A 12324-nucleotide genomic window follows, 5' to 3' on the forward strand; every position below is an offset into this window, starting at 1 on the left:
AAAAGTTCTCGTTTGCGGGATAAAAGTGACCTGACGCAATATTTGCGTTTTGCTGCTTAATGATAATGTTGTCACAAAAGGTGAGGGTGACTGCATGGATAAACTACTTGAGCGTTTCTTACATTACGTTTCGCTGGATACCCAATCTAAGCCGGGGGTCCGACAGGTGCCAAGCACCGAAGGCCAGTGGAAGCTGCTAAATCTGCTGAAAGAGCAGCTGGAGGCCATGGGGCTGGTTGATGTCACGCTCAGTGAAAAGGGGACCGTGATGGGAACGCTGCCGGCCAACGTTGAGGGAGATATCCCGGCGATTGGCTTTATTTCTCATGTCGATACCTCACCTGATTTTAGCGGTAAACACGTTAATCCGCAGATTGTTGAAAACTACCGCGGCGGAGATATTGCGCTGGGCATTGGCGACGAAGTGCTGTCGCCGGTGATGTTCCCTGTACTGCATCAGCTGCTGGGGCAGACGTTAATCACCACCGACGGCAAAACCTTGCTGGGGGCCGATGACAAAGCGGGTATCGCCGAGATCATGACGGCGCTGGCGGTGCTGAAGGGCAAAAATATCCCACATGGCGATATCCGCGTGGCCTTCACGCCGGATGAAGAGGTAGGAAAAGGCGCGAAACATTTTGACGTCGAGGCGTTTAACGCTCAGTGGGCCTACACCGTCGACGGTGGCGGCGTGGGTGAACTTGAGTATGAAAACTTTAACGCGGCATCGGTGACGATCAAAATCGTCGGGAATAACGTGCACCCGGGCTCTGCGAAAGGGGTGATGGTGAATGCGCTGTCGCTGGCTGCGCGTATTCATGCGGAAGTTCCTGCCGAAGAGAGCCCGGAGATGACGGAAGGGTATGAGGGTTTTTATCATCTGACCAACATCAAGGGGAACGTGGACAGCGCGCAGATGCACTATATCGTCCGCGATTTTGACCGCAAAGCCTTTGAAGCGCGCAAGCGTAAGATGATGGAGATCGCGAAAAAGGTCGGCAAGGGGCTGCACCCGGATTGCTATATTGAGCTCATCATCGAAGACAGCTATTACAATATGCGCGAGAAGGTGATGGAGCATCCGCACATTCTTGATATCGCCCAACAGGCGATGCGCGATTGTGATATCGAGCCGGTGATGAAACCGATCCGTGGTGGAACCGATGGTTCGCAGCTGTCATTTATGGGCCTGCCGTGCCCGAACCTGTTTACCGGTGGATATAACTACCACGGCAAGCATGAGTTCGTGACGCTGGAAGGGATGGAAAAAGCGGTGCAGGTGATTGTGCGGATAGCAGAGTTAACCGCGAAGCGGTAATGTTTCATGCCGGGTGGCGGCTACGCCTTACCCGGCCTACATTTCGATCGTAGGCCCGGTAAGCGAAGCGCCACCGGGCAATGGGCAAGGAGTGCCAATGTCAAACTACCGCCGCCACTACATCCCCGGTGGGACCTGGTTTTTCACCGTCAATCTGCAAAACCGCCAGAGCGATTTACTTACCCGCCACATCGACAGCCTGCGTTCCGCTACCGCCACGGTTAAGCATGCGAAGCCCTTCACCATTAACGCCTGGGTTATCCTGCCTGAACATATGCACTGTATCTGGACCTTACCGGAAGGGGACAGTGACTTTTCGGCGCGCTGGCGCGACATCAAAAAAATGTTTAGCCGCAACATTGAGATGCGCCACGTCTGGCAACCGCGTTTCTGGGAACACACCATTCGCAATGAACAGGATTACCGGCGGCATATGGATTACGTCTACATCAATCCGCTGAAGCATGGCTATGTCGGGAAAGTCGTCGACTGGCCCTATTCAACGTTTCATCGGGACGTGCGGGAGGGGTTATATCCGGCAGACTGGGCGGGTGAGATTGAGGATTTTGCGGCGGGGGAGCGGAAGTAAAAAAAGCCCGGTGGCGCATCGCTTACCGGGCCTACGGGAACGGCTTTTGTAGGCCGGGTAAGGCGTAGCCGCCACCCGGCAAACATCATGACTCAGTCCTCAAAAAACCAGTACCCGCTGTTAACCAGCGCGGCCAGCATGGCGAGGAAGGAGGGATCGTCCAGCGCGTCGCCAAAGGTATCCGCAGACAGCACCATATGGCTGGCAATCGCTTCCAGTGCCGGACGGTGTGGAGAGTCCAGGCGCTCGCCGTTGACGAATACCTCTTCGCCAATGCGCAATACACGTAATCCGCCCAGACGAACCAGCTTATCGCCCTGCTGGAGGGCATCATAAATTTCATCTGCCTGATACGGCGGCTCTGGCGGTGCGACGTCCAGTTCGTGACGCGACTGGCTGATAAACTCGCCAAACCACTGTCTGAAGTGCTCCGGTTCGTTGATCAGATCCAGCATCATACCGCGCAGCTTATCCAGCTCCTCTGGCAGAATATCGGCCGGGTGCTCACGCGCCGGAACATCCGGATCGCTGTAACGATGGCTGCCCAGCTCGCGCTGTAAAACATAGTCAGCGAATCCGCTGATCATCTCGCGGCCGCTTGGCGCGCGGAAACCAACCGAATAGTTTAGCGAGTTTTCAAGGGAATAACCTTCATGCGGGAAGCCTGGCGGGATATACAGAATGTCGCCTGGCTCCAGCTCTTCATCAATGATCCCTTCAAACGGATCAACCTGAAGCAGATCCGGGTGCGGGCAGTGCTGCTTCATTGGCACTTTTTCGCCTACTCGCCAGCGACGGCGACCTGTACCCTGAATGATAAACACGTCGTACTGATCAAGATGCGGACCCACGCCGCCACCGGGAACAGAGAAGGAGATCATCAGATCGTCCATTCGCCAGTCTGGGAGGGCGCGGAAGGGACGCATCAAGGCTGCGGTGGGTTCGTGCCAGTTGTTGACCGCCTGCACCAGTAAAGACCAGTTGCTTTCGCCCAGGTGATCGTAGCTTTCAAAGGGACCGTGGCTGACCTGCCATTTCCCGTCCTGATGGCTCACCAGACGGCTGTCTACCTCGTTTTCCATCGCCAGACCAGCGAGTTCGTCAGGAGAAATAGGGTCGATAAAATTGCTGATCCCGCGTTTAAGAACGACCGGGCGTTTTTGCCAGTAACGTTCAATAAATTCGGGCCAGTTAAGCGTTAATTGATAATCCATATTTTTGTATTCCGCAGGCTCTTACTGAGACGGATTATAACGGAAGCACCGACCCCTGGCTGCGAGATCCGCGTATTTTTCACATTTCGGGTTAACTATCGTTCAATACGGGCTGTTGGCGGCCAAAAATGACTTCCATACGGGCACCGCCCAGCAGACTTTCGCCGGTTTCAATCTTGCCCTCGTACTGATCGACAATTTCCCGGGCGACGGATAATCCGACACCCTGGCCCGGGCGCAGCGTATCGGCGCGCTGACCGCGATCGAATACCACTTCGCGTTTATTATGGGGAATGCCAGGACCATCATCCTCAACGATAATATGCAGTTCGTTATCCGTTACGCGCGCGGAGACCTCGACAAACTCCAGACAATATTTGCAGGCGTTATCGAGCAGATTTCCCATCACTTCCATAAAGTCATTCTTCTCGCCAACAAAGCTTATTTCCGGTGAGATATCCAGACTGATGTTTACCCCTTTACGCTGGTAAACCTTGTTCAGCGCAGAGGTGAGGTTATCCAGCAGCGGGGCTACCGGGTGCAGTTCACGGCTCAATAAGGCGCTTCCGGAACGCATGCTCGCGCGGTGCAGGTAATAACCAATCTGCTGTGAAATACGGCTGATTTGCTCCAGCATTACCGGCTCGGCGTCATCCACGCTCATTTTCGAACTGCGCATTGAACGCAGTGTACTTTGCATCACTGCCAGCGGGGTTTTCAGGCTGTGCGTAAGATCGGTGAGCGTCGTGCGATACTTGTCGTAACGTTCACGTTCGCTTTTCAGCAGGCGGTTGAGGTTGCGCACCAGGCTGGTCAGTTCGCGCGTAGTTTCCGGGTTAAGCTTCTCGCGGTGATGTTCCTCCAGCTCGCGCACCTCTTTGGCAAGGGATTCAATCGGGCGGAGGCTCCACCACGCAGCAACCCACAGGAGAGGGATCACCAGCAGCAGGTTGGCAGCCAGAACGTACACGAACCAGTTCCAGACCATATACGAACGTTTTAGCTCAACCGGTATCGTATCGATCACTACAATGGTCAGCTGCGGCATGTTCAGAGTGGCGGGATACAGGTTGATGGCCACCGAGTGGGTCATCTCCGTGTCGTCATCTTCAGCGCGGATCTCATTGAGCTTGTTCTGTAACGCCCGATCGTCACGCAGCAGGATGCTGGTAGAGTTGAGGTCGGCTTCTATTTCGTGAAAACCATTGGTTTTAAGCCATTCCGGACGGATGCGCTTTTTCAGCCAGGGGACGTCGCGCTGCGCCCACAGCAATTTTCCTTTTTCATCGTAAATGAGTGCCAGCGTTGGGCTCTGCTGGTTCAGGTTTTCCGGCATCTCGACGGTGATTTGGTTGTTCTCCCATTTCGCCAGGGTATAGAACAGATTACTTTCGCCGCGAAGCAGGCGGAAGGTGGTTTTATCGAAGCTTACGCTGTACCCGACCAACGCCACCATTCCGTAAGAGAGGGACAGCACGAGCACGACGGCGGCGGTTGCCAGCAGAAAGCGAACCCGCAGTGAAAGGGGTAAAATATGGCGCAAAATCCCTTTCATTTAGCGTAATTCGAACAGGTAGCCCTGACCACGCACGGTGGTAATCACGTCGTGCGGGTACTGTGCCTGAATTTTTTTGCGCAGGCGGCCCATCAGCACATCAATGGTGTGGCTTTCGCGCAGTTCGGCATCCGGATAAAGCTGAAGCATCAGGGAATCTTTGCTCACCACTTTACCGTTGTTACGGATCAGCGTTTCCATGATGGTGTATTCGAATGCGGTCAGCTTGATTACTTCATCATTAATTGAAAATTCGCGGCGGGAGAGATCCACCTGGAACGGCGGCAGAGAGATCACCTGTGACGCCAGCCCGCTGTTGCGGCGCAGCAGCGCCTGCATACGCGCGGCGACTTCTTCAATATGGAAGGGTTTGGTCACGTAGTCATCTGCGCCTGCGCTCAACACTTCAACCTTGTCCTGCCAGCCTTCGCGAGCAGTCAGCACCAGTACCGGCAGGGAAACGTCATGGCTACGCCAGCGGCGGATAAGCGATAATCCGTCTTCATCCGGCAGCCCTAAATCGACAATGGCGATGTCCGGCAGGTGTTCATTGAGATAATAATCGGCCTCTTTTGCGTCTTCAGCATCGTCCACCTGATGACCCATCTCCTGAAGTTGAACTTTCAGGTGATGACGTAGCAATGCGTTATCCTCAACAACCAGTACGCGCATCATCATTTCTCCCTTTATAAATGGTATGAATAGTTTAACGCTGATTATCCAGGTTGACACCAGCGTTATGAAATTAAATGATTTTTTTCATGCTTCCGAAGACAGGTGGCATTACGCCAGGCATCTGATTATTAAGTATGTTGACCTGATCCTGTTTCATATCGCCCACCCACCTCACATAAGCCTCATACGCCCCCAGAAGGCGCGGGTAATATAAACTGACTTGTTTTCGCACGCTTCCGCAATCCGGATAAAACATCCATCCGTTTATGAACGGTTGAAGGCGAGTCGCTTTTGACAGAACGGGCACGCCAGTTTTGTAAAGATTGCCCTTTTTTTTGTAAGGATGTTCTCACTATGGCTGTCTTTGTCTACGCTTATTTTATGGTGCGAAATTAGATTTGCATAAGATGTGCCAGAAAATCAGCATTTTTACACAACTAAACAGCAATATAGCGAGTAAAGAGGATTCTATGGAATGGAAGGTTGTTGAGACTATTGCGAGCCCGGAAAGTGGAACCATCTTTTGCAAAGTTGAAACACAATATGGCCTGAATTATATCCTTTGGCTAAAAGGGGATTATTACGTTCGTGCCGGTGAAATCATCACCACCTCAAACCAGGGTATCCTGATTAACGATCGGCGGCGTAGGGTATGGATAGCGCAGGCAATGCCCTATACATCAATAGGCTGGATGGGGTTCAAACAGAAAAACGCGTGTCCAGGTAACCGGCAGGAGATGGATCGGCCATGCACGGTTGAGACCCCGTGCCAGTTCAGGCTGTGCCCGTTCGGCTTAAAACGATATATTCCGGAAAGTTATTCCACGGCGAAAAATAACAACCAGCCTGACAACAGGTTGTAATCCCGGCAGAGCCTGTAACGGGGTGTGAACGTCGACACGATGATGAAAAGCAGCCCCCTTTCCGGGTGGAAAGGGGGAGGGTGATTACTTCAGCTCGTCAACCATAGTAATGGCGCGGCCAATATAGTTTACCGGGGTCATCTCTTTCAGGCGCGCTTTTTCTTCTTCGGGCAGCGCCAGACCATCGATAAACTGTTTCATACCCTCAGCATCAACGCGTTTACCGCGGGTCAGCTCTTTGAGTTTCTCGTACGGTTTTTCGATGCCATAACGACGCATCACGGTCTGAATCGGCTCCGCCAGCACTTCCCAGTTGTGATCCAGCTCGTCCAGCAGACGGTCGCGGTTCACCTCCAGCTTGCTCACACCCTTCAGGGTGGACTGGTAGGCGATCAGCGCGTAGCCAATACCCACGCCCAGGTTACGCAGCACCGTGGAGTCAGTCAGGTCGCGCTGCCAGCGGGAGACCGGCAGCTTACTTGCCATATGCTGCAACACGGCATTCGCCAGGCCCAGGTTACCTTCGGAGTTTTCGAAGTCGATTGGGTTCACTTTGTGCGGCATGGTGGACGAACCGATTTCCCCGGCGATGGTCTTCTGCTTGAAGTGGTTCAGGGCGATGTAGCCCCAGACGTCACGATCGAAGTCGATCAGGATGGTGTTGAAGCGCGCAATGCAGTCAAACAGCTCAGCGATGTAGTCGTGCGGCTCAATCTGGGTGGTGTACGGGTTCCACTGGATCCCCAGAGACGTCACGAACTCTTCACTGAACTGGTGCCAGTCCACTTCCGGGTACGCCGCGATGTGGGCGTTGTAGTTACCCACCGCGCCGTTGATTTTGCCGAGGATCTCAACCTGCTCCAGCTGACGATACTGGCGTTCCATGCGGTACGCCACGTTCGCCATCTCTTTACCCATGGTGGATGGGGTTGCTGGCTGGCCATGAGTACGGGACAACAGCGGAATATCGCGGTACTCCACGGACAGCGCTTTCACCGCATCGATGATTTTACGCCAGTAAGGGAGTACCACCTCTTTGCGTGCGGTAGAGAGCATCAGCGCGTGAGACAGGTTGTTAATATCTTCAGAGGTACAGGCAAAGTGAATAAATTCAGATACCGCGTGCAGGGCAGGGATGCTTGCCACTTTCTCTTTCAGGAAGTATTCAACCGCTTTCACGTCGTGGTTGGTGGTGCGTTCGATGGTTTTAATACGCGCGGCATCTTCTTCGCTGAACTCAGCAACGATTTTATCAAGGTAATCGTTTGCCTTAGCATCAAAAGCAGGAACTTCCTTGATTGCTGTCTGGGCGGCCAGCTTTTGCAGCCAGCGCACTTCAACCTGAACACGGAACTTCAGCAGGCCATATTCGCTGAAGATCCCGCGCAGCGCGCTGACTTTATCGCCGTAGCGTCCATCGACAGGGGATACGGCGGTCAGTGAGGATAATTCCATAATTCGCAACTCCGGGAGGTTAACAATGAGCAAGAATTTGTTTTGCCTGAGTCGTCAGGCGATGACGAGAAAACATGAGCTGTAGGCGGCCACCGCCGACCTGTTGCCACAGCACGGCGGCACGGATGCCTGCCAGCAGCGAAGCGCGTACCTTCGCCTGTACCTGTGGGCTTTGCAATACGGCAGGCGAACCGGTGACCTGAATACGCGGGCCGAGCGGGCTAATTACGTCGACGTAGATACCGGCCATCGCGCTCAGCAGGGTCTCAGACTGGAGGTCAAAGTGGTCGAGCTGGCGCTGTAGCCCGGCGATGCGATCGCCCAGGGTATTCATTGCGCCTTTCGCAGCGTTCAGCTTACGTTCCAGCACCATCAGGCTTAAGGTGTAGCGGGTCAGTTCCGCGTTCAACCCCTGACGGTTGCTGGCGTTGAGCACGCCGAGCAGGGTTTCAAGACCGAGACGAAGATTGGTTTCACTGCCGCCAAAGACGCCCAGCGTGGAGCCTGGGTTAAGATCGATAACGCTGTTGAGTGAAACGTGCAGGGCATCAGCATCGCAATGACCCTGATGCGCCAGCTGTTGCACCAGACGGGCTGACTGGCAAATTCCCGCCAGCGCCAGGGTGATGTCGTAATAGTTCTTCGCCACACGGTCTCCTTTATGTGTGCAAACGGTTTAAACAGCAGGCAGCGGCAGGCGCTGTTCAATGATCCCACCGCCGAGGCAAATTTCGCCGCTGTAGAAAACAGCAGACTGGCCAGGGGTAACGGCGGAAACCGGTTCGTCGAAACGCACGTCAATGCGATCGTCATCCAGTGCGGTGACGGTGCAAGGGATGTCCGTCTGGCGGTAGCGCGTTTTCACGGTGCAGCGCAGCGTGCCTTTCAGCGGCTCGCGATCGACCCAGTGCAGCTGTTGCGCGATAAGTCCAACGGACATCAGGCGCGGATGGTCGTGACCCTGAGCCACCACCAGAATATTGTTTTCGACATCTTTGTCGACCACGTACCACGGATCTTCGCTGCCCTCTTTGGTGCCGCCGATACCCAGACCTTTACGCTGGCCGAGAGTGTGGTACATCAGCCCCTGGTGCTGACCAATCTCATCACCGTCAACGGTGACGATTTTGCCCGGCTGTGCAGGCAGGTAGCGCCCCAGGAACTCGCGGAATTTACGCTCGCCGATAAAACAGATACCGGTGGAGTCTTTTTTCTTCGCGGTGATCAGATCCAAATCTTCAGCAATCTTACGCACTTCCGGCTTTTCCAGCTCGCCGACCGGGAACAGACTTTGGGCAATCTGTTCATGGCTCAGCGTGTAGAGGAAGTAGCTCTGATCTTTATTGCCATCCAGACCGCGCAGCAGCTGGCTTTTACCATTCACATCCGCGCGACGCACGTAGTGGCCGGTCGCAATGTAGTCTGCGCCCAGATCTTCCGCGGCGAATTCCAGGAAGGCTTTGAATTTGATCTCTTTGTTACACAGGATATCCGGGTTTGGCGTGCGGCCCGCTTTGTACTCTTCGAGGAAGAGTTCAAAAACGTTGTCCCAGTATTCTGCGGCAAAGTTAACGGTGTGCAGTTCGATGCCGAGCTTATCGCACACGGCCTGCGCATCGGCGAGATCCGCAGCGGCAGTGCAGTATTCCTCGCCATCGTCTTCCTCCCAGTTCTTCATGAACAGGCCCTCCACCTTATAGCCCTGTTGCTGCAACAGGTAGGCGGAAACGGAGGAATCGACACCGCCGGACATGCCGACGATCACTTTTTTCTGGCTGTTATCTGACATGGAATACTCACGACATTGAACTTCAAGGCGGCGTATTCTATCACGCCCCCCCACCATTGACACCCTCTGTAAACGGCCAGTTAAATTCTGCAATGACATCCAGCGGCAGGCGAGCCGCAGACTGCCAGCAGCGGATGCTTTCCGCAACCAGCGGCGAGCGCAGGTTTGACGCGTTCAGGATCTCGTCTGCGGTCATCCACAGGCAGCGATCGATATCGTCGTCGTGCGGTTCAGTGGCGCACGTTTCGTTAAGCTCAACGGCGAATAAAAAGCGCAGGAAAGATGTCTGGTCAGGCGCTATCCACTGATGCATACGGATAAAGTGCTGCGGTTCGGCGCGGATACCCGTCTCTTCCCAGAGCTCGCGTTTCGCTGCCTGCAATAAGGTTTCGTTGGCTTCAAGATGCCCGGCTGGCTGATTCCAAAGCGCTTTGCCGTTGATGGTCTCTTCCACCACCAGGAATTTCCCCTGCGCGTGGACCACGCAGGCGACCGTAACATGGGGTTTAAACATCAGTTCTCCTTAGGGGTAACATCCCGCCATTCCCCGTTAGCCAGCGAGTCCAGCGTGTAGCTGCCCATGGCGTAGCGAATGAGTCGCAGGGTAGGGAAGCCCACATGCGCAGTCATGCGCCTGACCTGTCGGTTGCGGCCTTCATAAAGGGTGATTTTAAGCCAGCTGGTGGGAATCGATTTGCGCTCACGAATCGGCGGGTTGCGCGGCCACAGCCACTCGGGTTCATTCACGCGCTCAATACCAGCTGGCAGGGTAGGACCATCGTTCAGCGTTACGCCGTTGCGCAGCTTTGCCAGCGACGCGTCGTCCGGCTCGCCTTCAACCTGCACATAGTAAATTTTTCCGGTACGTTTGCCCGGCTGAGTAAGCCTGGCCTGGAGCACGCCGTCATTGGTAAGCACCAGCAGCCCCTCGCTGTCGCGATCCAGACGCCCGGCCGCGTAGACCCCCTGAACGGGGATAAAATCCTTCAGCGTGCTGCGCCCGGCCTCGTCGGTAAACTGCGGCAATACATCGTAGGGTTTATTGAACAGTATGACCCGCGTTGGCTGGGGTTCTGGCGTTCTTCTGGTGGCTTGTCGTGAGCTGAATCGCTCAACCCGGTGTTTTCTAAAAGAAGTTTTCTTCATGGTATTTTCAGGCTCTATCAATTGCCGCATTATAGCCTAATAACGAAGACCTTTCATGGCGTCGGACAATCAGGTACTATCGGAAGGCTCATTACAATTTATTAACATAAGATCAGTAACAACCAGAAGCGCTCGAAGGAGAGGTTAATGGAAAGCAAAGTAGTTGTTCCGGCGGAAGGTAAAAAGATCACCCTGCAAAACGGCAAGATTAACGTTCCTCACAACCCGATTATCCCGTTCATCGAAGGTGACGGTATCGGTGTAGACGTTACCCCGGCAATGCTGAAAGTGGTTGATGCCGCTGTTGAGAAAGCCTACAAAGGCGAGCGTAAAATTTCCTGGATGGAAATTTACACCGGTGAAAAATCGACTCAAGTTTATGGCCAGGACGTCTGGCTGCCAGCCGAAACGCTGGACCTGATCCGCGACTATCGCGTTGCTATCAAAGGCCCTCTGACCACGCCAGTTGGCGGCGGCATTCGCTCCCTGAACGTGGCGCTGCGTCAGGAACTGGATCTGTATGTGTGTCTGCGTCCGGTGCGTTACTACCAGGGCACTCCAAGCCCGGTTAAGCACCCGGAACTGACCGACATGGTCATCTTCCGTGAAAACTCTGAAGACATCTACGCCGGTATCGAATGGAAAGCGGATTCTGCTGATGCAGAAAAAGTGATTAAATTCCTGCGCGAAGAGATGGGCGTGAAGAAAATTCGCTTCCCTGAGCATTGCGGCATCGGCATCAAGCCGTGCTCCGAAGAAGGGACCAAGCGTCTGGTGCGTGCCGCCATCGAATACGCTATCACCAACGATCGTGACTCTGTGACCCTGGTTCACAAAGGCAATATCATGAAGTTCACCGAAGGCGCGTTCAAAGACTGGGGCTACCAGCTGGCGACCGAAGAGTTCGGCGGTGAACTGATCGACGGCGGCCCATGGCAGAAAATTAAAAACCCGAACACCGGTAAAGAGATCATCATTAAAGATGTGATCGCCGATGCGTTCCTGCAACAGATCCTGCTGCGTCCTGCTGAATATGACGTGATCGCCTGTATGAACCTGAACGGCGACTACATCTCTGATGCGCTGGCAGCGCAGGTCGGTGGTATCGGTATCGCCCCGGGCGCGAACATCGGTGACGAGTGCGCCCTGTTCGAAGCAACTCACGGTACTGCACCGAAATATGCAGGCCAGGACAAAGTCAACCCAGGCTCTATCATTCTGTCCGCAGAGATGATGCTGCGTCATATGGAATGGTTCGAAGCCGCAGACCTGATTGTTAAGGGTATGGAAGGCGCGATTAACGCGAAAACCGTCACCTATGACTTTGAACGTCTGATGGAAGGCGCTAAACTGCTGAAATGCTCAGAGTTTGGCGACGCGATTATCGCGAACATGTAATCCACTCGCTGGGTTAAATGACAACGGGAGCCTGAGGGTTCCCGTTTTTTATGCACACAAGACGGAAAACAACGCTATGACCCATGATATCCCGCTCAAGTATTATGACATCGTCGACGAGTATGCGACTGAAACGGCAAAACCGCCAGAAGAGGCGGAGCGTACGCCACTGGCACACTATTTTCAGCTGCTGCTCACTCGCTTATACAACAATGAGGAAATCAGTGAAGAGGCGCAGCGGGAGATGGCTGTCCAGGCGGAGATAGATGAAGCGCGCATTGATGATATTGCGAACTTCCTGAATCAATGGGGCAATGAATAA

General features: G+C 54.1%; 13 protein-coding genes. 5 read left to right on the plus strand and 8 right to left on the minus strand.

Annotated elements, in window-relative coordinates; translation table 11 throughout:
• Positions 1-94 precede the first annotated feature (94 nt).
• The gene (pepT, locus tag L2Y28_RS08265; RefSeq protein WP_022647765.1) at positions 95-1318 is read left to right on the plus strand and encodes a peptidase T; all 1224 of its coding nucleotides are present in this window, start codon (positions 95-97) and stop codon (positions 1316-1318) included.
• Positions 1319-1415: 97 nt separating this feature from the next.
• Positions 1416-1907, plus strand: coding sequence for a transposase (locus L2Y28_RS08270; protein WP_022647766.1), 492 nt, complete (start codon positions 1416-1418; stop codon positions 1905-1907).
• A gap of 92 nt (positions 1908-1999) precedes the next feature.
• Here the strand turns inward: L2Y28_RS08270 and L2Y28_RS08275 are convergent, their stop codons facing one another.
• The 3 genes from L2Y28_RS08275 to phoP all read right to left on the minus strand — a co-directional run bounded on the left by L2Y28_RS08275 (position 2000) and on the right by phoP (position 5348).
• A complete protein-coding gene (locus L2Y28_RS08275) occupies positions 2000-3121 on the minus strand; it encodes a cupin domain-containing protein (RefSeq protein WP_022647767.1) in 1122 nt (373 codons plus the stop codon).
• Positions 3122-3212: 91 nt separating this feature from the next.
• Positions 3213-4676 carry a two-component system sensor histidine kinase PhoQ gene (phoQ, locus tag L2Y28_RS08280; RefSeq protein WP_022647768.1) on the minus strand — a complete coding sequence of 488 codons (1464 nt, stop codon included), beginning with the start codon at positions 4674-4676 and terminating at the stop codon, positions 3213-3215.
• A complete protein-coding gene (gene phoP / locus L2Y28_RS08285) occupies positions 4677-5348 on the minus strand; it encodes a two-component system response regulator PhoP (RefSeq protein ID WP_026094318.1) in 672 nt (223 codons plus the stop codon).
• A 473-nt stretch (positions 5349-5821) separates the two neighbouring features.
• On the opposite strand from phoP, the gene L2Y28_RS08290 reads away from it, so the two are divergent.
• Positions 5822-6214 carry a hypothetical protein gene (locus L2Y28_RS08290; protein WP_022647769.1) on the plus strand — a complete coding sequence of 131 codons (393 nt, stop codon included), beginning with the start codon at positions 5822-5824 and terminating at the stop codon, positions 6212-6214.
• 84 nt (positions 6215-6298) lie between these two features.
• Here the strand turns inward: L2Y28_RS08290 and purB are convergent, their stop codons facing one another.
• The 5 genes from purB to rluE are packed head-to-tail and all read right to left on the minus strand — an operon-like array spanning position 6299 to position 10634.
• A complete protein-coding gene (gene purB / locus L2Y28_RS08295; RefSeq protein WP_022647770.1) occupies positions 6299-7669 on the minus strand; it encodes an adenylosuccinate lyase in 1371 nt (456 codons plus the stop codon).
• Positions 7670-7688: 19 nt separating this feature from the next.
• A complete protein-coding gene (hflD, locus tag L2Y28_RS08300) occupies positions 7689-8318 on the minus strand; it encodes a high frequency lysogenization protein HflD (protein WP_006809213.1) in 630 nt (209 codons plus the stop codon).
• 27 nt (positions 8319-8345) lie between these two features.
• Entirely contained in the window at positions 8346-9458 is a 1113-nt protein-coding gene (gene mnmA, locus L2Y28_RS08305) for a tRNA 2-thiouridine(34) synthase MnmA (RefSeq protein ID WP_032103856.1), read from the minus strand.
• 40 nt (positions 9459-9498) lie between these two features.
• Positions 9499-9972 carry an NUDIX hydrolase gene (locus L2Y28_RS08310; RefSeq protein WP_022647771.1) on the minus strand — a complete coding sequence of 158 codons (474 nt, stop codon included), beginning with the start codon at positions 9970-9972 and terminating at the stop codon, positions 9499-9501.
• Positions 9972-10634, minus strand: coding sequence for a 23S rRNA pseudouridine(2457) synthase RluE (rluE, locus tag L2Y28_RS08315; RefSeq protein WP_022647772.1), 663 nt, complete (start codon positions 10632-10634; stop codon positions 9972-9974). Before rluE ends, L2Y28_RS08310 begins: the two co-directional genes overlap by 1 nt.
• 117 nt (positions 10635-10751) lie before the next feature.
• On the opposite strand from rluE, the gene icd reads away from it, so the two are divergent.
• Both icd and L2Y28_RS08325 read left to right on the plus strand, forming a co-directional pair.
• The gene (gene icd / locus L2Y28_RS08320) at positions 10752-12002 is read left to right on the plus strand and encodes an NADP-dependent isocitrate dehydrogenase (protein WP_003857898.1); all 1251 of its coding nucleotides are present in this window, start codon (positions 10752-10754) and stop codon (positions 12000-12002) included.
• A 76-nt stretch (positions 12003-12078) separates the two neighbouring features.
• Positions 12079-12324, plus strand: a complete 246-nt coding sequence (locus tag L2Y28_RS08325; RefSeq protein WP_022647773.1) for a DUF2543 family protein — start codon at positions 12079-12081, stop codon at positions 12322-12324.

Origin of the sequence: Enterobacter sp. JH25 (assembly GCF_021725435.1) — a bacterium.
Lineage (GTDB): Bacteria > Pseudomonadota > Gammaproteobacteria > Enterobacterales > Enterobacteriaceae > Enterobacter > Enterobacter intestinihominis.

What these genes read in the sequence shown, in the direction of transcription:
- pepT (WP_022647765.1), top strand. Translation starts at nt 95, where the DNA reads ATGGATAAACTACTTGAGCGTTTCTTACATTACGTTTCGCTGGATACC.
- L2Y28_RS08270 (WP_022647766.1), top strand. Translation starts at nt 1,416, where the DNA reads ATGTCAAACTACCGCCGCCACTACATCCCCGGTGGGACCTGGTTTTTC.
- L2Y28_RS08275 (WP_022647767.1), bottom strand. Translation starts at nt 3,121, where the DNA reads ATGGATTATCAATTAACGCTTAACTGGCCCGAATTTATTGAACGTTAC.
- phoQ (WP_022647768.1), bottom strand. Translation starts at nt 4,676, where the DNA reads ATGAAAGGGATTTTGCGCCATATTTTACCCCTTTCACTGCGGGTTCGC.
- phoP (WP_026094318.1), bottom strand. Translation starts at nt 5,348, where the DNA reads ATGCGCGTACTGGTTGTTGAGGATAACGCATTGCTACGTCATCACCTG.
- L2Y28_RS08290 (WP_022647769.1), top strand. Translation starts at nt 5,822, where the DNA reads ATGGAATGGAAGGTTGTTGAGACTATTGCGAGCCCGGAAAGTGGAACC.
- purB (WP_022647770.1), bottom strand. Translation starts at nt 7,669, where the DNA reads ATGGAATTATCCTCACTGACCGCCGTATCCCCTGTCGATGGACGCTAC.
- mnmA (WP_032103856.1), bottom strand. Translation starts at nt 9,458, where the DNA reads ATGTCAGATAACAGCCAGAAAAAAGTGATCGTCGGCATGTCCGGCGGT.
- L2Y28_RS08310 (WP_022647771.1), bottom strand. Translation starts at nt 9,972, where the DNA reads ATGTTTAAACCCCATGTTACGGTCGCCTGCGTGGTCCACGCGCAGGGG.
- rluE (WP_022647772.1), bottom strand. Translation starts at nt 10,634, where the DNA reads ATGCGGCAATTGATAGAGCCTGAAAATACCATGAAGAAAACTTCTTTT.
- icd (WP_003857898.1), top strand. Translation starts at nt 10,752, where the DNA reads ATGGAAAGCAAAGTAGTTGTTCCGGCGGAAGGTAAAAAGATCACCCTG.
- L2Y28_RS08325 (WP_022647773.1), top strand. Translation starts at nt 12,079, where the DNA reads ATGACCCATGATATCCCGCTCAAGTATTATGACATCGTCGACGAGTAT.